A 21,053-nucleotide genomic window follows, 5' to 3' on the forward strand; every position below is an offset into this window, starting at 1 on the left:
AGGAACCCCAGTGAAAAAGCTGACACAAGTCAGCGAATACCACACGCCCACAACACAATCAGACGATCACACGCCCCAACCCACCCCACCTGAAACCCCTTCCACGGATTCAGGCTCAGGGAGCAGGGGCAGGTCGTTTCTTTGGACTAAGGAGCGGTGGCTAAGCACGCCCATCGGGCTCGGGAGCAGGGGCTGGCGCTTCTTTCTGATCAGGGAGCGGAGGGGCATTTCAGGTTGCGGCGCCTTCCTCGTCGGTCACCAGGTCGAGGCGTACGCCCAAGAGGCGGACCGGGCGGTCGATGTCGAACCTGGTGAGCAGGTCGGCGACCACCGACTCGAGTTCGGCGAAGTCGAGGGTGGGCGCGGGGAGCTTCCTCGACTTGGTGCGGGTGTAGAACGTCGTGGTGCGGACGGTCACCGCGACCCGGAACGGCAGGCGTTCCTCGCCGACCACCTGATCGAGCAACTCGCGCAGGAGGTCCGCGGCGGCGGCGCGCATCTCGGTGGCGTCGCTGAGGTCGGTCGCGAAGGTGCGGGACTTGGAATGCGAACGCGCCAGCCAGGGTTCGGCGGTGATCGTCGAATCACCGCCGCCGCGGCAGAGGACGTACAGCCAATTGCCCTGGTGCGGACCGAAGGTGGCGATCAAGTCGTCGCCCGGAGTGGCGATCAGCTCGGTCACCGTAGTGATCCCAGTGGCAGCGAGCTTCGCCGACGTCTTCGGCCCGACGCTCCACAGGTCGCGAGTGGGCCGCTCCCCCATCAGCTCGAGCCAGTTGCGGTCGTCGAGCACGAACACGCGCGGCGCGTCGACACCGCTTCGCGCGCCGCCGGGCGGACGCTTGGCGAATCCGGTGGCCATCTTCGCGCGCTGCTTGTTGTCGCTGATCCCGACGCAGCTCGTGAGCCCGCACCGGTCGAGGATCTCCGAACGGATCCGTTCGGCCAGGTCGACGATGGCCGCGTCGTCGAAGGGGTCGACCTCCGCCCCGCGCGCGCTCACCCCCAGGTACGCCTCGTCCCAGCCCCAGACCTCGACCGGGTGACCGGTGGCCCGCAGGACGTCCATGACCTCGGCGGACGCCGCGTCGTAGGCGCCCATGTCGAGCGGCAGATACACCGCGTCGGGCAGCTTGCGGTGCGCCGCCCGCAACGGCATCCCCGCACGGACACCCACGTCGCGCGCCTCATACGACGCGCAGGTGACCACTTTGCGCGCCTCGGTCGGATCGCCGTTGCCGCCGACGATCACCGGCACCCCGACCAGTTCGGGGGCCCGCAGCCGCTCGACCGCGACCTGGAACTGGTCGAGATCGACGTGCAGGAGCCACCGATAGCGCTGCGAAACCGACGTGGTCACGACGCCCAGAGTAATCGCCGCGCGCCCGGTGGCCGATCAGATCAGCCGGCGATACAGATGTCGACCTCGCCCAGACCCATCGACCGGCACGAGGTGCGCAACGAGTGCGGGTTGTACCGCAGCACGGAGAGGGAACGGTCGGTCACGCCGCCGGCGTCGGCGAACGCGGCACTCGCAGCGGTGATGTGAGCGGCCAGCTCCGCACGGGTGTCCCGCTCGGACATCGCCACGGCGTGGGTCAGCACCTTCTCCAGGAGGGCGCGATCCCGATGCAGCGGCGGGGGCATGAGATTGAGTGCGGGCGAAGCGGTCCCACAGTTCGTCGGGTCGGTCAGCGCGTGCGCCGCGGCGAGCAGGTACGCGACGGCGACCAGCGCCGGACGCCGACCATCGGGGTCGGCGTCGCGGTACGACCGCACCACCTTCGACGGCTCGACGTCCGTGGCGATCGGATCACCATCGGGACCACCGAGACCCAGGACGGCCAGCGCCTCGTCGTGCGGCGACGAGACCTGTTCGGCAGCAACAGCTTCGGTTCGCATCAGCCGAAGCCGCGCGATGATCGCCCGGTGCCGGTGCACGGCCGCGTCGACCTCACGCATCAGGTCCGGCGTCACCCCGAAGTCCGCGGAACTCTCGGCGAGTGCCGCGTACCCGGTCAGGACGATCGACTCCTCGATGTCGATCGCCTCGCCGATCGCCGACGACGTGAGAAACGTGCGCGCACCGCGTCTCGATGCGCCCACAGACAAAACGCTGGTCAACGTCAACCCCTCCACTCAGACCACGACCGTCGACGACCTGTCGAACCATGACGATCGTGGACACCGACGAGGAGCGAGATCGGAGCCCCTCGAGTCGACCCCCTACGCCCCGGCACCCCCACACGATGTCGGCCATCGGCGCAGTGCGAGGATACGCCGAGCACGGATCGTTTGTGAGTCGAATGACTGAACACGCCGGTGCGACGCCCGTTTCGGGACCAAAGGCCCTGTCCCGGCGGGCCACCGGCAACGACCATGTAAGGGGCGACCGGCATCAGGAGGGGGACATGCTGCGATTCCTCGCCCGCGAACTCCACTGCTGGCGCGTGATGCACGCATCGTCGAATGGCCTGGTCCGCCGCGCCGACCGCCTGGAAACCGCGACACTCGTGATGTTGTGGATCGCAGCACTCGCCGGGCTCATGGTCGCCCTGACCGTCGGGGGCAACACCTATGCGGCGCACAAGGCGACGATCGAGCACCAGGAACCCCGACATTCGGTCAGCGCCACCATCATTCGCGCGTCCGTCGAGGGCAACGGGGAATCACGCATCGGTGCACCGAGTGCCGGCGTCCCGGGCGTCGGTGTTCCGAGCGCCGACGTGCCGAACGCCGACGTGCCGAACGACAGCGGCCAGAACACCACCGACCACACCACCGTGGCGTGGCAGGACCCGAACGGTCACCGGCTCACGGCGACCGTCGGCGCCGAGCCGCTCGACGCCGTCGGCCGGGTCCGGACCGTCTGGCTCGATGACACCGGTGCGGTGGTGGGCCCGCCCGTGACCACGACGGACGCCGTGATGGAGGGCCTGATCGCCGGTGCCGGGGTGGTGATGCTCGTCGTGCTCGTCTGGTGGGGCTCGACCGTGCTCGTGCGCCTGGTCGCCGATCGGCACCGGTCACGAGAGTGGGACGCCGCGTGGCGTCAGTTCGACATCGACAGCCATCCCTGACCGACGACCTGCGCGGCGGCGTGCGGGTCAGCCGCTGATGACCGCCCAGATGACGAACGCCACCCAGGCCACGGCGCCCAGGATGTTGATGACGAGCGCCGTCGTGGTGAGGGCATCGCGACGGCCACCGGCACGCGTGATGCCCACGACCGTGAGTACCAGGCCGACGATCGTGCCCAGGCACAGCGGAAACCCGAGAATTCCCACGATGAGTCCCGCCAGCCCGAACGCATTCACCTTCCCCGGTTCCGGAATCGGTTGCGCCGAGCCGGGTTGCGAGATGTGGGCAGGTGGAGCGACGGGCTGCGGGGCGAGGGGTTGCGGTGCGAGGGGTTGCGGGACGACGGGTTGCATCACGGGCCGCGCCGCTACCACTGATGTGCCGGCGGGCATCCGATGCAGCCGCGGCCACTGGTCCGGCCGCAGGTCCACCGGTCCGACCGCCGCGAACACCGCACCCGGCTGGACGGCGGCGCCCGACCGCAGGTCGAGGCCGTGCACCGTGCCCGCGACCGGTGCGTCGATCGTCACCCGCCCGGCCGGGGAATCGACGGTCGCCAGCGGTTCCCCCGCTCGTACGGGCTGGCCGTTGCGCACCGAGACGGCGGCGATCACCGAACCGCCGGGCAACGCGGGGAACGCGATTCGACGACCCGACACGTCGATCCCCGGGCCCACGGTCCGCCGCGGATCGGTCTCCCGCCCGGCGTCGAAGCCGCCGGCCTCGGTCCCCGGGACGACGTTGGTCGAGCGGAGGAGCCCACCCTGCGCGACGACGACCTTCGGGTCGCCGATCCGGGCGACCCGGCCGGCCGACGACAGCGCGGACTGCAACATCGGGATGCTGCTGGTCCCGCCGGTGACATAGACGATGACCGGCCCGCCCGGACCGGTGCCCGCGGCGTCGGCCCGCGCGATCGCGTCCCGGGTCAGCTCGACGGCCCGCTCCACGAACGGTCCGATCATCGCCTCGAACTCGCGTCGCGTCAGCAGCAGCGTGTGCCGGGTGCCGGGCAGTTCGATGACGGCCTGTGCGGTGTCGGACAGCGCTTCCTTCGCCGTCCGCACCCGATCGGCCAAGGCGATCGCGGCGGCCGGGGATCGGAGCCGGCTCGGGAGGTCGGGGTCGAGTTCGGCGGCCTCGTCGTGCACCCAACGGATCATCCGGGCGTCGAGGTCCCGGCCGCCGAGGTGGTTGTCGCCGCCCGACCCGGTGACGGTGAACCCCTCGGCGCCGTCGCGGACGAGGACCGCCACGTCGCACGTGCCGGCGCCGAAGTCGAAGACACACATCCGTTCGCCACCACTGACGTCGTGCCCGCGGTACACGTAGTACCAAGCGGCGGCCAATGATTCGGAGGCGACACGCAATGCGTCCGCGGGGATGCCGGCCCGCTGCGCCGCGCGCCGGAGGACGTTCTTGCGTCGCTCGCTCCAGCGGTCCGGATGGGTCAGCACGATCGAGTCGAACATCGGCAGTCCGCTGTGGCGCAACGCGGTCTGGTGCACGTGCCGCAGCACTGCGGCGATCAGATCCTCGACCGGCCAGAACCGGTCGCCGAGTTCGATCTCGCCGTCGTCGATACGCGACTTCGGGGTGTCCTCGAAAGCGTCGGGTGCCTGCAATCTCCGCTGCACCGCGTCGTGACCCACCACGACGGTCGCGTCAGCCGCGAACACCGCCGAGGGCATCGCGGGTCGGCCCGGGCCAAGCGGCACGATGACCGGCTCGCCGAACCCGACCCGGTACGCGGCCGCGGTGTTGCTGGTGCCGAAGTCGATACACAGTCGCCGCCTGCTCCCCTGCGCCACGTGGCCACCTCCTCCGGAGCAAATGGTTGCACATCACACCGGGTTTCATCCGGCGGGCGCTCGAAGTACCCGGGCGATCGACTTGCGCACGTTGTCGACCGCGATGATCTGGTTCCGGAGATCCTGCGCGATCTTCTCCCGCTCGGCCGCCGACTTCTTGGCATCGGCCGCGGCGTCGTTCAGGATCTTCGTCGACTCCGCGAGGAGCCGCTCGAGCAGTTCGTCGTAGGCGATCTGCAGGTCACCGCTGGCCTGCGCCTTGATCGACTGCAGCTGCGACCGGACGTCGGCCTTCATGTCCGCGACCGCCTTCGTCAACCACTTGCGATGATTCTCCTTGCCGACCTTCGACGCCCGGAACCCGACGACGACGCCCGCCCACACCGGCACCGCCACCACGTTGACCACCGGGATGATCGCCAGCGGGCCGCCGGCGGCGACGATGGAGAGCAGGATCGGGTCGACCATGTTCTTCCACGGCGAGATCTTCTCCTGCTCACGGAGCTTGAGCTCGCCCGCGCTGCCGGCGATCTGCCCGACCAGCTCGTCGGAGATGGCGGCATCGGCGAACAGTGCGTCGGCGATCCGCTCGATCCCGGCCACGAACGAGGCGCTCACCTCGCGCGCGGCGGCCTCGAGGTCGACAGTCATCTGCGCGATCAGCTCCTGGCCCGCCCGGTGCGGTTCGTAGAAGCGCAACTTGTCGATACGCGTGGACCACTGGCCCAGCAGTTTGTCGAAGCGGTCGCGCATGAGGTCGTCGGTCTGCAGCGACGCCGCGGTGATGTCCTGCGTGAGTCGCGCCCGCCATTCCCGACGACGATCCTTGAGGCGCTGGAGCCGGTCGCGTTCGGCTTCGATGTCAGCTCGTTCGGCGGGAGTCGCGGTGGCGGCCTTCATCTCCAGGACCAGGCGCGTGCGGACGTCGTCGAGCCCGGCGAACGTCAGCTGCAGCGCGTTGCGCACCGGCGACGCGGCCCCGTCGCGGACCAGCGGTGTCAGGGCGTCGACGAGTTCGGGAACGCCCGACGCCGCGAGGGCCCGTTCACGACGGTCCGGATCGCGGATCGCCGCGGCCTGGGCGGCGATGCGGTTGGAGACGCCGATGATCGGGATGTGCGCGAAGCGAGGTGCGTGGGCGCCGATCAGCTTTCGGTTCTCGGCTACAACCGTCCGCCACTGCCGCATCACGAGGTCGGTCTTGGTGACCACCAGCACCACCGAGGCGACCTCCTCGCTGACACTGCGCAGGAAGTCGAGTTCGGGTGCGCTGAGCGGTGCGGTCGCGTCGCACACCATGAGCAGCACCGACGCGCCGCGCGCCGCGCTGACCGCGGCCTCGACGTGTTCGGGGACCAGCGACCCGACACCCGGTGTGTCGACGACCGTGACGCCGGGCAGCACCGTGGCGTCGACCCCCACACGCGCCGAGACCGGCGGCACGAGAACGGAATCGACGGGCGTGCCGGGCGCGAGACGTTCCGCCGGCACCCCGGCCGCGTGACGTCCGCCGACGGTCACCCAGTCGGACAGTTCGGTCGCCGGGATGCGGTGGGCGGCACCGGGGAACTCGACGAGCGCGGTGCCGGCGGGCAGGTCGTCGGTGGCAGGGGTGAACCGGACGTACACCGAGGTGGTGATCTCGGCGTCGACGGGCGCGAGGTCGCCGACCCCGAGAAGCGTGTTGACCAGCGAGCTCTTGCCCCGGCTGACCTCGCCGATGACGACCACGGTCCCCTGCGGTGCCGGTCGGTCGCGGACGCGGGTCGCGCGGTCGGCGATGGCGTCCTCGCCGTGCTTGCGCAATGCGTCGATCGCCGAGCGCAGGACCGCCTCCGGCGTCGGCGTCGCACTCTTCGCCGGGGCCTTCTCGAGTCCCTTGGCCCCGGCCCCGGACATGGCGGCGGGTTCGCTGGAAGTCACCGTCTGCTCTCCTCGTTCACCCTGCGCTCCTCGTCGACCATCACGTCAGTTGACCCACAGTCCGCGCCGGACGAGCTGATAGGTCTGCTCGAGCACCAGCAACGCCTCCCGTTCGGCCGATGTCGCCGCGAAGGCCCGCCGCGACCGGCAGTCGGTGGCCCGCTGCCGCGCGGCGTCCGCGATCGCCGGTGGTGCGGCATTCGGCGGCAACGACAACAGCACGCGCACATCGCGACTCGCGACGACGACGTTGAGCTCGCCGACCAGTTCGCTGTCGGGCTGCCATCGGGCGAGGGCCTCGAGCGCGGCGATCTCGCGGAGCCGGTGCAGCGCCGGGGACGTCTCGGCCTCGTCGATCGCCTCCAGGAAGACGTCGCGTCGCGGACTGCGGTAGGCCGACTCGCGCAGCGCGGCCAGCACCGTGCGTGCCTTGAGGATGTCGCCGACGGCCAGGAATCGCCGGCCGATGGCCAGCCGCAACTCGTCGATACCCGAAACCCGGTGCAGCCATTCGCTGTACGCCCGTGCACCCTGCCGCGCGATCTCACCCCCGGCGTCCATCGCATAGGTGCCCACGAGTTGCTCGAGCCGGCCCAGTTCGTCGACGTCGATCCCCGGCGGCGCGGGCATCCCGCCGTCGAGGATGGTCAACAGCTCCCAGGACTCGAGCTGTCCGCGGCGCGAGATCTGGGCGGTCTCACGTTCGGTGACCCCGCAGACGCCCGCCTCGGCCATCAGCCCGGACACGGCGACCACGGCGCCCGCGATCGCCGGGAAGCGTCGCCAGACCCGGCGAGCGATCTCCTGCGCCTTGAGCATCGGGTTGTCGGCGGCGATGAGGTCGGCCTGGGAGATCACCAGGATCGTGTTCTGCGCCGACGCACCGGCGTCGGCGAGGAAGGCGACCTCGTCGGCCTTCGGTCCCGCGGCGTCGTCGAGCAGGAAGAGGACGACGTCCGGCCGGGCCAGCCTGCTCTGCCCGCCGAACACCCGCCGGGTCGCGATCTCGGCGGTGTCGGTGAAACCCGAGAGGCCGGGGGTGTCGATGACGCGGAAGCGCTCGCGTAGAAACCGGGACGGGGTGTGGACGATCGCATGGTCGATCTCCTCCGGTGGCCGGCCGAGGTCGCCGCGCATGGGTCCGGGGAGTTCGGTGACCGTGCCGTCGAGTCCGATGACCTCGACCCGCTGCGGGTTTCCCTCGACGTAGAGCGCGGCGACGCGGGTGCACTCGGCGCGGTCGGTCGGGGCGACACGGTCCCCGACGAGGGCGTTGAGCAGCGTCGACTTGCCGGAGCTGACGCGTCCGACGAGCGCGACGGTCAGCGGTTCGGCGAGTCGGGCCCGCAGGGCGGGGATCGTCGCCGGGACCGGCGCCAGCGGGCCCACCTCGTCGAGCAACTGCTCCACGCGACCACGCACGGTCATGCGCTGCTCCACGAGATCTGACCTCCCGAGACTTCTTCCGATCCGGCGGGAACATTCCGGGCTCGGCGACACTCCTAGGTACGTGCCGAGAATTGTCCATCACTCCTCGGCGCCCGGCAGTCGACCGGATGACAGAGATACCTGCGGAGGCGAACGACCATGACCGACGACCTTGACGATGACAGCGGCTCCGGGGAGAGCGGCTTCGACGACTGGCTGCGCGACACCGACCCCCCGGGCGAGCTGAGCGTGCCCGAGGGCGCGTGGGAGACCGCCGTCGGAACCGCGTTCGACCCGTCGTACGAACTCGACACCGACCTGACCGCCGCACCCGGGCCGGATCCGGCGGACGAGGAGTTCGACGGCGAGGTGTCCGCGGAATCCGACCTCGCGGGTGACGATCCGATCGGCGGCGACTTCGGGGACACCATCGACGACGTCTTCGGCGACGACGGGGATCCGGTCGTCGATCCCGTGGAAGACGGGACGTTCGATGACGACTTCTGAGCTGCGCGGCACCGAAAGTCGCGATGTGCTGCCATGGTCGGGACACGGCCCTACGATGAGCGGGTGCAGTCGTTGATCGACGAATCCACCTCTGGCGCGGACCTCCTCGAACGCGCCCGCTCCGGCGATCAGGCGGCCTTCACCACGCTCGTCGAACAACATCGAGACCGGCTGTGGGCCATCTGTTTACGCATCACCGGCAATCAGCACGACGCCGAGGACGCCATGCAGGACGCGCTCGTCGCCGCATGGCGGGCCATCGGCAACTTCCGTGGCGACGCGCAACTGTCGACCTGGCTTTACCGCATCGGGTCCAACGCCGCGCTCGCCCGGATCCGCAAACGCACCGACGCCGACGACATCGCCGAGCACGACCCGATGAGCCATCTGGACGTCGCGGCGCAGGTCGTCGTGTCCGACCGGATCGCCGAAGCGTTGGCGCAGGTTCCCGACGCCTATCGGGCGACCTTCGTGCTGCGCGTCTACGGCGAGCTCAGCTACTCCGAGATCGCCGAGGCCCAGGGCATCGGCCTGCAGACCGTGCGCAGTCGCATCTCCCGCGCGCGGTCCCTCCTGTCGGAGTTGCTGGCCGATCTGCGCTGACGGGGGGTACTCCCCGCGAATGATCCCGACGCGACTTCGAGGCCGTGGGGAACAAACCGGGGCAGACTCACCTCCAAGTAACCAGAAGCACTTCACAACCCCCGGCACCACCGCGCCGAACCCCGAGAGGACCCACCATGAGCACCGAGATCCCCGCCGACGCCGTTCTCGTCGACACCGATGGCGACGGAGCCGTCGACGCCGCACTCACCGACGTCGACGGTGACGGCACCACCGACGCCATCCTCGACACCGACGGCGACGGCCAGGCCGACTCCATCGCCTACGACACCAATGCCGACGGCGAGATCGACATCATCGAAGCCGACACCGACGCCGACGGCCACACCGACATCGCCGTCGCCGACACCGACGGCGACGGCACCTTCGACACCGCCGTCGACGACGAGGGCAACGTCGAGGTCGGCGACTTCGGCAGCATCGACGGCGGCGACGCCATCTGAGTTCGACGTCCTTATAGCCCGGAGCCACGCTGAGCGCGGCTCCGGGCTATAAAGCTGTGTGGGAACGATCGGCGGAATCGAGTTCGCGGTACCGGTCTGGGCGACGGCGACCGCGCTAATACTGGTGCTGGTGGTCGCGTGGGTGTTCGGCGTCGTCGCCAGGTGGTTGCTGCGCCGACGCGCCCGCCTCGACGCGACGACGGCGATGGTGCTGTCGATCCTCGGCACCGCGCTCGGCCTCTACATCGCCGGCCTCGTCGACAAGCACCTCCGGGTGTGGAGCGTGACGACGGTCGTGCTGGGACTGATCAGTTCGGTCGTCGCGGTCGGCGCCTACGGCCTGCTCGCGGCGCGGTTGCAACGGCAATCCAATGCCCCTGTCGCGCAACTGCTCTCCGACGGCGAATCGGATCGGCTCGAGTTCAAGTCGACCGCCCGGGTCAACCTGCGCAGCGGCGAGAAAGACCCGCGGATGGAGCAGGTGATCGTCAAGACGGTGTCGGCGTTTCTCAATTCCGACGGCGGCACCCTGCTCATCGGTGTCGCCGACGACGGCACACCGCTCGGTCTCGAACCCGACTTCGCCACACTGAAGGTGCCCGACGCCGACCGTTTCGAACTGTGGCTGCGCGATCTGCTGACCACCACTCTCGGCCAGAACACCGCGGCGGCCGTCGGCATCACAGTCGAATCGGTCGCGCGGCCCGACGGGTCGGGGGACGTCCCGGTCTGCCGGGTGACGTGCTCACCGTCCCCGCGGCCGGTCTATCTGCGGGCCGGGAAGAACGCCCCGCCCGAGTTCTGGGTGCGCGCGGGAAACTCCACCCGTCAACTCTCCGTCGACGCGGCCGCCGACTACGTCATGCACCGGTGGCCGCTCGGCGCCGGACGGGCGATCGCGGCCCAGGTGCGCGCCGCCATCCGGTTCTCGGCGGGGTGAGCCGAAGTCTCGTCCCCATGAGCGACCTCGAAGGGCACATTGCCCTCCCACGACACTCACGGGGACGACACTTTCCACACCCGGCCCGACGAAGCCTAGGAACCGGCCCGTCGCGCCTGGCCACGCCCAAAGCCGGCACGACTACCGCCTGTGACCACCCCGGAGCCACCCATATCCGCACCACGGTCCGGTTCTCTGCGGGGTGAGTCAAAGTCTCGTCCCCATGAGCGACCTCGAAGGGCATATTGCCCTCCCACGCCTCTCACGGGGACAACACTTTCCACACCCGGCCCGATCTGACGAAACCACCGACCGGTTCCGTGCGTCAAAGCAGGTGTGACTTCGGATTGTGGCGTGTACTCGCTGAGAGAACTGACCGCGATGGGCTGGGCGCCCGATGCCATTGCGCAGGCGCGCAAGGCCGAGACCCTGACGTCGCTCCGATACGGCTGGGTGCGGACGTCCGCGGCGGACCCCCACGTCGTGTCCGCGGTGACGGCCGGAGGTGCGCTGTCCTGCATCAGCGCGCTGCGGTTCCATCAGCGGCGCGGCCTGCCGGATCTTTGGATACCGCCGGGCCACAACGAGACCCACGTTCGTCTCAGCAAACACGCGAAGTCCGCCACGAAGGCCAGCGGCCCGTTCCGGTGGTGCCAGGGCTTCGGCCGCCCGCTCCCCGTGACGACGGCCGTCGACCCGATCGCCGTGGCGGTCGGCTGCGCCGCACGGTGCCTTCCGGCCGAGGAGTGGATAGCGGTGGTCGACTCGGTCCTCAACGCCACCGACTTGACCATCCCGGACCTCCAGGCCGAGATGGGTCGTGTAACCCGTGCGGTCTCGGCGATGTTCGACCGATGTGATGCCCGTTCGCAATCCGGCACCGAGTCGCTCGTCCGGCTCCGGCTCATCGCCGCGGGATTCGACGTGGAGGTGCAACCGTCGATCGGCGACCGCGAACACGCTGATCTCCGCACGGGTTCGTTGCTCATCGAGTGCGACGGCGAGTCGTACCACTCCGACCGAGCCGCATTCCGCAACGACCGTCGGCGGGACCGGATGACCATGCTCGACCGCTGGATGACGATGCGCCTCACCTACGACGACGTGCTGTACGACTGGGAGGAGGTCCTCGAGGAGATCCGCGCGCTGACACGCCCCGACCGGCACCGCATCCGCCGACGGGGCGACCCTTCGTGACGGCCCTCCGCCAGCTCCGGGCGCTCCTCAGCTCAGGGAGCAGGGGGCAGGGCGTTCTTTCGGATTAGGGAGCAGAGGGAGGGCATCGCTTGCACCCCACACAGCAGCGGTTCTGAGGTTCTTTCGGATGCGGGCGAACGTCTCCGAATAAGGACCGTAACTGTCCGCATGCCCTGAGAAGCTGGTGTCACACCACAACCCCAGGAGGAACCGTGAACTGGACACTCGAACTCGTCATCCTGCCGGTCAGCGACGTCGACCGGGCGCGAGACTTCTACTCCAAGATCGGCTTCAACGTCGACCACGATCACGTCGTCTCCGACGAGATCCGGTTCGTCCAGATGACCCCGCCCGGGTCGGCGTGTTCCATCGCCTTCGGCAAGGGACTGAGCGACGCGGAACCGGGATCGGTGAAGGGTCTGCAGGTCGTCGTCACCGACATCAACGAGGCCCGCGAACAATTGCTCGCGGCCGGCGTCGACCCCGGCGAGATCGACGAACAGGCGTGGGGCCACTTCGTGTACTTCGACGATCCGGACGGCAACCACTGGTCGGTGCAGTACATGCCGTACCGCCAGAACTGAGCCCAGGTGGCTACCGTGGGATATGCGCTCCCCCATCGACGACTACCTCGAACGCGTACTCTCCGAATGCCGCGACGACGACGGCGGTGAGGTCGCGACCGGCAATCGTGAACTCGAGCAGGCGGATCCGTCGTCGTTCGGTATCGCCCTGGCCACCATCGACGGCACCGTGTACACCGCCGGCGACGCCGATCACGAGTTCTCCATCCAGTCCATCGGCAAGGTACCGGCCTACGCGCTCGCCCTGCGCGACCGCGGGCTCGACGCCGTACTCGAACGCGTCGACACCGAACCGTCCGGCGACGCCTTCAACGAGATCTCGCTCGAGGCCGAGACCGGCCGGCCGCGCAACGCGCTGATCAACGCGGGCGCCGTCGCCGTGCACGGGATGATCAACGGCGCGGATCCCAACGAACGCGTCGACCGCGTCATCGACCTCGTCAGCACTCTCGCCGGACGCGAGGTCTCGGTCGACAAGGAGGTCCACCGCGCCGAACTCGCCTCCGACGACCACAACACCGCGCTGGCCTACCTGCTGCGCTCGGCGGGCAAACTCGACTGCGAACCCGACGAGGTCGTCGACGGGTACGCAGCCCAGTGTTCGATCCGGGTCTCCTGCCGCGACCTCGCCGTCATGGGGTCGGTACTCGCGAACGGCGGACTGTCGACCGGCGACGACGAGCGCCTCCTGGAAGGCTGGATCACCCGGCACGTCCTGTCGGTCATGGCCACGTGCGGCATGTACGACGGCAGCGGCAGCTGGATGGCGACGGTCGGAATCCCCGCGAAAAGCGGTGTCAGCGGCGCGATCCTGGGCGTATTGCCCGGCCAGGTAGGGCTCGCGGTGTGGTCGCCGCAGCTCGACAGACAGGGCAACAGCGTGCGCGGCGTCGCCGTTTTCGAACGGCTGTCGCGCGACATGGAACTGCACATGATGCACGTGGCCCCCACCGGTCGGCCCGCGCTGCGATCGGTGACCGAACACGACGGCACGACAGTCGTCGAGCTCCAGGGCGACGTGCGCTTCGCGGGCGCGGAAATCGTCGCCAGTCGTGCGTGCGAAGGCTTCGGCACCGACGCCGTCGTCCTCGATCTGACCCATGTCCGCGTGATGGACGACGCCGCCCGACGGCTGATCGGCGAGGTGGCCCGCCGCCTCGGTGACGACTACGACGTCCGCATAGAAGACCCCGATGACATTTTCGACGACGCTTCGGCTGACGACGACTTCTCGGATGGCGACGACACCCCGGACAGCGACGACACCCCGACCGTCGGAGACTCCTAGAGATCTCGGGACGAGTCCTGGCCCGGGGCAGTCAGCTCGCGGCGCTTCGCCAGCGGCGGCACGCCGAACCAGCGTCGGCAACTGCGGGTCAGCGTGCTCTGCTCGGAGTATCCGATCTGCCGCGCCACCGCCGCCAGCGGGACACCCCGATTCGACAGCAGTGAGACGGCGAGGTCGCGGCGCGCGTCGTCGACGAGTTGCTCGAACGTCGCGCCCTCGTCGGCCAGACCCCGCTGCACCGCACGCGGGTGCATCATCAGCAGCTTCGACACCGCCTCCAGCGTGGCCGCCCCGGCCGGCAGTGCGCGCACGATCAGCGCCGAGACCGCCTCGCCGAAGGCCCTCTCGCGATCGTGTCCGGTCATGAATCGGATGGCCACGTCGTAGGCCAAGGGGTCGACCCGCCGCAACGTCTGTTGCATCACCCCGCGGGGAAAGACCACCAGGTTGGCCGGCGCCTCGAACTCGACCGGGCAACCGAAATAGTCGGTGTAGACGCGCGGCTCGGACATCGGCGGGTGCGCCAAGGTGATCCGGTTCGCGCGGAAGCCGTGGCCCAGCGTCATCGCGAACGTCGACCGGGTGACGCCCATCGCTAGTTCGACGACGTGCGGTCGGTACGGCACACGCTGCAGCACGGTATCGAACTCATAGGCGACCTCCCGCTCGCCGTAGTGCATCTGAGCGCGGATGGCCGGGCTGTACACGTGTGCGAATGCCGAGACCTGTCGAAACGAATCGCCGACGGTCTCGGCGTTGCGGGCGGCGATCGCGACCGGGCCGAGGATGTCGGGGTCCTGCCGGGCGGCGAGGCGCAGCCCGAAGTCGGGGACGTCGAACTCGGCCGCGCACAGACCGATGACCGTCGACAGAGCGGTAAACGGGACGAACCGGTCGTACGCGCCGACGACGGCCGGGTCGATGCCGACGCGGCCGAGGATCGCGCGGGCATCGCCATCGTGTTCGGCAATCAGTTCGGGTAACTGACTGAGCGAGGATGCGCAGATCAGATCGGCCATGGCACCAACTGTCAAGAAGTCGTCATGAGATGTCAAGAAATCCGACCTGGGTGGGAGTGATCATGGACACACGCCGCCGACCGCTCGACGGCCGACACACTCAGCGAGGAGTACCCATGACCACCATCGACACCGTCCGCACGAGTTTCTTCATCGACGGCGGCTGGCGCGCGCCGGCCGGTTCGGCGACGATCCCGGTCATCTCCCCGCTCACCGAGGAGCAGTTCGGCTCGGTACCCGAGGCCACCACCGCCGACGTCGACGCGGCCGTCGAGGCCGCCCGCACCGCGTTCCGGTCGTCGGGCTGGCGCGACCTGTCCCCTGCCGACCGTGCCGCACACCTGCGCCGGTTCGCCGACGAGCTCGACAAACGCGCCGAGGACCGCGCGTCGGCGGTGACGTCCGAGAACGGCATGCCGATCGCGCTGGCGCGCTTCGCGGAAGGCGCGGCCCCGGTTCAGCTGCTGCGCTACTACGCCGACCTCGTCGAGTCCACCCCGGTGGAGGAGACGCGTACCAGCCAACCGTTGCCCGGCTCGACGATCGTGCGCCGCGAGGCCATCGGCGTCGTCGGGGCGATCGCACCGTGGAACTTCCCGGCGATCCTCTCGATGTTCAAGATCGCGCCCGCGCTGGCCGCCGGCTGCACCGTGGTTCTCAAGCCATCCCCCGAGACGAGCCTCGACGCGTACGTCCTCGCCGAGGCGGCCATCGCCGCCGACCTGCCCGCCGGTGTCCTCAACATCGTCAACGGCGGCAGCGAGATCGGCCGTCACCTGGTGTCGCACCCGCACGTCGACAAGGTCGCGTTCACCGGCTCGACCCCGGCCGGCCGCGAGATCGGCCGCGTCTGTGGCGAACTCATCCGTCCGGTGACCCTCGAACTCGGCGGCAAGTCCGCAGCGCTGGTGCTCGACGACGCCGATCTCGAGCAGACCGTCGGCGGACTCGCCACCGCCTCGCTGCTCAACACCGGCCAGACCTGCTACATGTCCACCCGAATCCTGGTGCCAGGCAGCCGTTATGACGAGTACCTCGATGCGATCAGCGCGATGTGCGCGTCGCTGCCGGTCGGCGACCCGATGGACGAGAACGTCGCGGTCGGTCCGCTCGCCAGCGGCCGGCACCGGGATCGGGTGCTGTCGCTGATCGAGCGCGGCCGCACCGAGGGTGGCACGGTCACCACCGGTGGCGGGACGCCGTCGGGTGTCGACCGCGGGTTCTTCGTCGAGCCAACCGTTTTCGCCGGCATCGACAACTCGGCCACCATCGCCCGCGAAGAGGTCTTCGGCCCGGTCCTGACCGTGCTGCGCTACGACGACGTCGACGACGCCATCGCGCTCGCCAACGATTCGTCGTACGGGCTCGGCGGAACGGTGTGGACCTCCGATCCCGATCGCGGCGTCGACGTCGCCCGTCGCGTCGAGACCGGCTCGTTCGGCGTCAACTACTTCAACCTCGACTGGGGTTCGCCCTTCGGTGGCGTCAAGGCCAGCGGCATCGGCCGCGAGCTCGGCCCCGAGGGCCTGGCCGCCTACCAGAACCTCAAGTCGATCTTCCTGCCCGCCTGACACCCGTCTCGTCCATTCACACTCGTACACAACATATTCCAAGGAGGCGATCGGCCATGTCCGATGCCGGAGTCACTGCTGCCAAGGCACTGGTGAACGACACCCTCGCCCTGCTCGACCGGCTCACGCCCGCCCACTGGGCGGCCGACAGCGCCTGCCACGGCTGGCGCGTCCACGACGTCGTCACCCACATGGGCTTCTTCTTCAACTTCATCGCCGACCCCGACCTGGTCTTCCCCGACAATCCGAGCGGAAAGTCCGAGCGACTCAACGACGCCGCGGTACGCGAGCGGGCCGACTGGTCGTCGGAACAGGCTGTCGAGTATTACCGCGCGCAGTCCGAGGCCGGCCTCGCGACCCTGGCCGTGTTGCAGGGCGAGGACCTTCGTGACCAGCCGCTGGACATGCTCGACCTGGGCACCTACCGGCTGAGCCAGCTCAGCGACGCCGTCGCCTTCGACCACCTCGTGCATCTCACCAGCGACCTCATGCAGCCGTTCGGACCGCTGGACGCCGCCGAGGTGTCGGTGAGTGCGGCCATCGATCCCGCCATCGACTGGATGATCGCCGGCCTGCCCCAGATGTGCGGTGCAGCAGTGTATCCCACACTCGAACAGCCCATCGGCCTGCATCTCACCGGCGCGACGGACCGGTCGTTCGTCCTCGACCGGGACACCGCGGGCACGATCGTCACCGTACGCGAGACCGCCGACCTGCCGGCCGACGTCGCGACCTCCTCGGCCACCGACTTCCTGCGCTGGGGCACCACCCGCAGCGCCTGGCGGTCGGCGGTCACCGTCAGCGGCGACCGACAGCGCGTCGCAGGCGTCCTCGACGCCGTCGACATCGTCTGAACTCACTCAATTCGTCTCACCCAGAACAGAAACGGAGTACCCCCATGTCCGAGTACCTGAAGGACAAGGTCATCGTCATCACCGGCGCCGGTAGCGGCTTCGGCAAGCTGATCGCGGAGAAGACCGCGGCCGCCGGCGCGCACGTCGTCGGAGTCGACGTCAACGCCGACAACGTCAACGCCGTCGTCGAGGGCATCCGCGCGGCCGGTGGTTCGGCGCTCGCCCAGGTCGCCGACGTCACCGACATGGAGCAGGTCGCCGCGGCGGCGAAGGCCACCGTGGAGCAGTTCGGCGCCATCGACGTCCTCGTCAACAACGCCGGTGTCATGCCGCTCGCCTACTTCGCCGACCACGCCCGCGCCTGGCAGAAGTGGCACGCCGCCATCGACATCAACATCAAGGGCGTCGTCAACGGCATCTCCGCGGTCTACGACCAGATGATCGCGCAGGGTCGCGGCCAGGTCGTCAACATCTCGTCGATCTACGGCAATGCCGGCATCGAGGGTTCGGGCGTGTACAGCGCGACCAAGGCCGCGGTCACCACCATCTCGGACTCATTGCGCATCGAGGCCAAGGGCAAGATCAAGGTCACCACCGTCAAGCCGACCGGCATCACCGGCACCAACCTCGCCAGCTGGATCGTCAACGACACCGCGATCATGGGCCTCGTCGGCCAGCGCGGCGCCTCCTACGGCGAGCACGTCACGGCCCTCATGAACGACGACCTGCCCGCCGAACTCACCGACGTCGACTCCATCAAGTACTGGCTGATCAAGCCCGAGGATCTCGCCGACGCCGTCGTCCACGTCATCGACCAGCCGTGGGGCATCAGCCTTTCCGACGTGACCGTGCGTGCCAGCGGCGAGGACTACCTGTACTGATCGACCGGTTCGACCCGCTAGGAGCTTTCTGATGTACCCCGGAGCCCACCTCTCCACCCGACCCAACGATCCCGCGGTCCTCATGGCCGACTCTGGTGAAACGGTCACCTTCACCCAGTCGGAGACCCGGTCGATCCAGGTCGCCCGAGCCCTGGCCGACCGCGGCCTGCGGCCCGGCGACCACCTCGCGGTGCTCGCCACCAACACCGCGCGGATCTTCGACATCTATTGGGCGGCAATGCGGTCGGGCCTCTACCTGAGCATGGTGAACTGGCACCTCACCGCCGCCGAGAGCGCCTACATCGTGACCGACTGCGGCGCGAAGGCTCTCATCGTCGACGCCGCTCTCGCCGACCTCGGCGCCGAGCTGGTCCCGCTCACCCCCGGCGTCGAGACACGTTTCGCCTACTCCGGCCGGATCGAGGGTCACGAGGACCTCGACGCCGCCGCGGCGACGCAGTCGACCGAACCGCTCGCCGACCAGCCGCGAGGCGCGGACATGCTCTACTCGTCCGGCACCACCGGACGACCGAAGGGCATCAAACCCGAACTGCCGAACCGGCAGGTCGACGAGCCCGGCGACACCATGATCGCGATGAACCAGTCCGTGTGGGGCGTCGGTCCCGACACCGTCTACCTGTCGCCGGCACCGCTGTATCACGCTGCGCCGCTTCGCACCTGCGCCTCGGTGCAGGCGCTTGGCGGCACGGTGGTGGTGATGGAGCGGTTCGACGCGGAACGGGCGCTGGCCCTCATCGAGGAACACCGCGTCACCTATAGCCAGTGGGTGCCGACGATGTTCGTGCGCATGCTCCGACTTCCCGAGGAGGTGCGGGCCCGGTACGACACGTCGAGCCTGAAGGTCGCGGTGCACGCCGCCGCGCCGTGTCCCGTCGACGTCAAACGGGCCATGATCAACTGGTGGGGTCCGATCCTGTCCGAGTACTACTCGTCCACCGAGCTCAACGGTCTCACCATCGTCGACACCCCGGAGTGGCTGGAGTACCCGGGCACGGTGGGGCGCGCCGTCCTCGGCACGATCCGGGTCTGCGATCCCGAGGGCACCGAGGTGCCGCCGGGAACGATCGGCACGATCTACTTCGAGCGCGACCGGCTGCCGTTCGAGTACCACAATGACCCCGAGAAGACCAGTGGCGCACAGCATCCCGAGCATCCGACATGGACGACCACCGGCGATGTCGGTTACGTCGACGACGAGGGCCACCTGTTCCTCACCGACCGCGACTCGTTCCTGATCATCTCCGGCGGGGTGAACATCTACCCGCGGGAGATCGAGGATGCACTCCTCGCCCACCCGTCGGTGCTCGACGCCGCGGTCATCGGCGTACCCGACCCCGATCTCGGCGAGCGGGTGACGGCGGTCGTGCAACCGGTCTCGGGGCAGGACGCTGGCGACGAGCTCGCCGATGCACTGTTGGATCACCTCCGACCGCGGATCGCGAAGTTCAAGCTGCCGCGCGAGGTCATCTTCCGGGACACGTTGCCGCGCACGCCGACCGGGAAGTTGGTCAAGCGCAAGCTGTGACCCTTCGTGACGCGCCCTCCGCAAGCTCCGGGCGCTCCTCAGGGAGCAGAGGGATGGCCGTCGCGAACTTCGAAAGTACATTCGTGAGCGTCTGAACTCCATGCTCCCTGAGGTGCGAGCGAAGCGAGCCACGAAGGGGCTCGCAAGGTGCCTCACCAGGCCCTTCGTGGCTCGTCGACCTCGACGCGCTCCTTCGTCGCCTGCTCGGCCCGGCGGCTTGCGCTCCTCGCACCTCAGGGAGCATGGGTTATGCGGTTCTTCGGATTGGGGAGGGGTGGGGGGGTCGCTTTCGCTCCTCTGCACCACAGGGAGCGGAGGCCGGAGGGGGTCGCGCTCCCTGAAACCGCGCACCGTGGCGTCCGGCCGGTCCTAGACTTGCCGGATGTCGGGAGGATTGTTCCGCTGGTGCATCGCGGTTGTTGCCGCGATCGTGGTGTTCGTCGGTGTGACACCGTCGGCAGTGACAGCAGCGCCGGCGGCCGTGTCGTCGTCCGACATCGCCACCGAATGTGCGGGCAAGCCCGTCCGGGTCGCGGTCCGGTGGTACTTCCCGCCCGGTGAACCCTCGGCGATCGTGTGGTTGCAGCACGGCTTCTCCCGTACTGCGGCCAATCTCGACTCCGTGGCCCGCGCGTATGCGAAATCCGGGTTCCTCGTCGTGAGCCCGACGCTGGACTCGGTCAACCTCGGCGGGTGTGCCGTCGCCTACAACATCGCCGACAACGCGGCGTTCGCGCGGACCATCGGCGGGGTCTTCGGTTCCGGCCGGGACACCGGCAGTCCGCTCGCGACAAGCCTTCGCGAGGCCCGTGATTCCGCCCACCGCCCCGACGTGACGATGCCGTACCGAATGATCTTCTCCGGACACTCGGCCGGCGGCGAGTTCGTCGTCGTGGCGGCCGACGCACTCCGCCGCGCCGACCCCGTCGCCTACCGGCGCCTCGCCGGCCTCATGCTGTTCGATCCGGTCAACTCGTTCTTCGGGGTCAACTTCGCCACCGCCGCAGCATCTCTCGCCGCCGCCGGGCTACCGATCCGGGTCATCGCGTCGCAACCGTCGGTATCCAACAACTTCGGGCAAGGCGTGTCCGTCCTCCAGGAGACAACGCGGCAGGAGTTTCTCGGCTCGCGCCTGGTGACCGGAATCCACATCGACGCCGAAGGCGAGTCGACCGATCTGATCGGCGAACTGTCCGAGCTTGCGGTGCCGCGTCCCCGCAACGGACGGGTCATCCGCGCACTCGCCACTGGCTGGTCGTCGGACATGGTGGCCGACACCGCGACCCCGACCTACTACCCCGGCGGCCGTTACTACGACCTGCTGCTCGAAACCCGCACCGTCACAACACTGCCCGT

The 21,053-nt window shown here is 69.0% G+C and carries 19 protein-coding genes; 13 read left to right on the forward strand and 6 right to left on the reverse strand.

Annotated features, from left to right (window positions below; all coding sequences use genetic code 11):
• Window positions 1-229: 229 nt before the first annotated feature.
• Both M4D77_RS18980 and M4D77_RS18985 read right to left on the reverse strand, forming a co-directional pair.
• Window positions 230-1,360 (reverse strand): DNA polymerase IV, encoded by a 1,131-nt coding sequence (locus tag M4D77_RS18980; RefSeq protein WP_259937001.1) that lies wholly within the window; start codon window positions 1,358-1,360, stop codon window positions 230-232.
• A 41-nt stretch (window positions 1,361-1,401) separates the two neighbouring features.
• Window positions 1,402-2,106 (reverse strand): hypothetical protein, encoded by a 705-nt coding sequence (locus tag M4D77_RS18985; RefSeq protein ID WP_259937002.1) that lies wholly within the window; start codon window positions 2,104-2,106, stop codon window positions 1,402-1,404.
• 305 nt (window positions 2,107-2,411) lie between these two features.
• Between M4D77_RS18985 and M4D77_RS18990 the strand changes: the two genes are divergently transcribed.
• Window positions 2,412-3,080, forward strand: coding sequence for a hypothetical protein (locus M4D77_RS18990; RefSeq protein ID WP_259937003.1), 669 nt, complete (start codon window positions 2,412-2,414; stop codon window positions 3,078-3,080).
• Between the two features lie 27 nt (window positions 3,081-3,107).
• Here the strand turns inward: M4D77_RS18990 and M4D77_RS18995 are convergent, their stop codons facing one another.
• The 3 genes from M4D77_RS18995 to M4D77_RS19005 all read right to left on the reverse strand — a co-directional run bounded on the left by M4D77_RS18995 (window position 3,108) and on the right by M4D77_RS19005 (window position 8,243).
• Entirely contained in the window at window positions 3,108-4,892 is a 1,785-nt protein-coding gene (locus M4D77_RS18995; protein WP_259937004.1) for an Hsp70 family protein, read from the reverse strand.
• 45 nt (window positions 4,893-4,937) lie between these two features.
• Entirely contained in the window at window positions 4,938-6,791 is a 1,854-nt protein-coding gene (locus M4D77_RS19000) for a dynamin family protein (protein WP_259937013.1), read from the reverse strand.
• 69 nt (window positions 6,792-6,860) lie between these two features.
• On the reverse strand, window positions 6,861-8,243 hold the full coding sequence (locus M4D77_RS19005) for a dynamin family protein (RefSeq protein ID WP_259937006.1): 1,383 nt from the start codon (window positions 8,241-8,243) through the stop codon (window positions 6,861-6,863).
• 159 nt (window positions 8,244-8,402) lie between these two features.
• On the opposite strand from M4D77_RS19005, the gene M4D77_RS19010 reads away from it, so the two are divergent.
• From M4D77_RS19010 to glsA, 7 genes are all read left to right on the forward strand, one after another.
• The gene (locus M4D77_RS19010) at window positions 8,403-8,750 is read left to right on the forward strand and encodes a hypothetical protein (RefSeq protein WP_259937007.1); all 348 of its coding nucleotides are present in this window, start codon (window positions 8,403-8,405) and stop codon (window positions 8,748-8,750) included.
• A gap of 63 nt (window positions 8,751-8,813) precedes the next feature.
• The gene (locus tag M4D77_RS19015; protein WP_259937008.1) at window positions 8,814-9,353 is read left to right on the forward strand and encodes an RNA polymerase sigma factor; all 540 of its coding nucleotides are present in this window, start codon (window positions 8,814-8,816) and stop codon (window positions 9,351-9,353) included.
• A gap of 137 nt (window positions 9,354-9,490) precedes the next feature.
• Complete coding sequence (locus tag M4D77_RS19020; protein ID WP_205334035.1) at window positions 9,491-9,817, forward strand: hypothetical protein; 327 nt, start codon at window positions 9,491-9,493, stop codon at window positions 9,815-9,817.
• A gap of 58 nt (window positions 9,818-9,875) precedes the next feature.
• Window positions 9,876-10,757, forward strand: a complete 882-nt coding sequence (locus M4D77_RS19025; RefSeq protein ID WP_205334034.1) for a helix-turn-helix domain-containing protein — start codon at window positions 9,876-9,878, stop codon at window positions 10,755-10,757.
• A gap of 381 nt (window positions 10,758-11,138) precedes the next feature.
• Window positions 11,139-11,954: an endonuclease domain-containing protein gene (locus M4D77_RS19030; protein ID WP_396266600.1), complete on the forward strand. Its 816-nt coding sequence runs from the start codon at window positions 11,139-11,141 to the stop codon at window positions 11,952-11,954.
• 212 nt (window positions 11,955-12,166) lie between these two features.
• Entirely contained in the window at window positions 12,167-12,538 is a 372-nt protein-coding gene (locus tag M4D77_RS19035) for a glyoxalase superfamily protein (protein WP_058253291.1), read from the forward strand.
• A gap of 22 nt (window positions 12,539-12,560) precedes the next feature.
• Entirely contained in the window at window positions 12,561-13,826 is a 1,266-nt protein-coding gene (gene glsA, locus M4D77_RS19040) for a glutaminase A (RefSeq protein ID WP_259937009.1), read from the forward strand.
• On the opposite strand, the gene M4D77_RS19045 is transcribed toward glsA, so the two are convergent.
• Window positions 13,823-14,845 carry an AraC family transcriptional regulator gene (locus M4D77_RS19045; RefSeq protein WP_259937010.1) on the reverse strand — a complete coding sequence of 341 codons (1,023 nt, stop codon included), beginning with the start codon at window positions 14,843-14,845 and terminating at the stop codon, window positions 13,823-13,825. The genes glsA and M4D77_RS19045 overlap by 4 nt on opposite strands.
• A 116-nt stretch (window positions 14,846-14,961) precedes the next feature.
• Here M4D77_RS19045 and M4D77_RS19050 point away from each other — a divergent pair, with 116 nt between their 5' ends.
• From M4D77_RS19050 to M4D77_RS19070, 5 genes are all read left to right on the forward strand, one after another.
• Window positions 14,962-16,416 (forward strand): aldehyde dehydrogenase, encoded by a 1,455-nt coding sequence (locus M4D77_RS19050; protein ID WP_137809776.1) that lies wholly within the window; start codon window positions 14,962-14,964, stop codon window positions 16,414-16,416.
• Between the two features lie 56 nt (window positions 16,417-16,472).
• The gene (locus M4D77_RS19055; RefSeq protein ID WP_205334028.1) at window positions 16,473-17,270 is read left to right on the forward strand and encodes a maleylpyruvate isomerase N-terminal domain-containing protein; all 798 of its coding nucleotides are present in this window, start codon (window positions 16,473-16,475) and stop codon (window positions 17,268-17,270) included.
• A 44-nt stretch (window positions 17,271-17,314) separates the two neighbouring features.
• The gene (locus tag M4D77_RS19060) at window positions 17,315-18,151 is read left to right on the forward strand and encodes an SDR family oxidoreductase (protein WP_226512632.1); all 837 of its coding nucleotides are present in this window, start codon (window positions 17,315-17,317) and stop codon (window positions 18,149-18,151) included.
• 31 nt (window positions 18,152-18,182) lie between these two features.
• Window positions 18,183-19,697 (forward strand): acyl-CoA synthetase, encoded by a 1,515-nt coding sequence (locus M4D77_RS19065; RefSeq protein ID WP_205334027.1) that lies wholly within the window; start codon window positions 18,183-18,185, stop codon window positions 19,695-19,697.
• A 382-nt stretch (window positions 19,698-20,079) separates the two neighbouring features.
• Window positions 20,080-21,053 (forward strand): alpha/beta hydrolase (locus tag M4D77_RS19070; RefSeq protein ID WP_259937012.1); only part of this gene is annotated, 974 nt, incomplete at its 3' end.

This window comes from Gordonia sp. p3-SID1431 (assembly GCF_025143765.1).
GTDB classification, from domain to species: domain Bacteria; phylum Actinomycetota; class Actinomycetes; order Mycobacteriales; family Mycobacteriaceae; genus Gordonia; species Gordonia hongkongensis.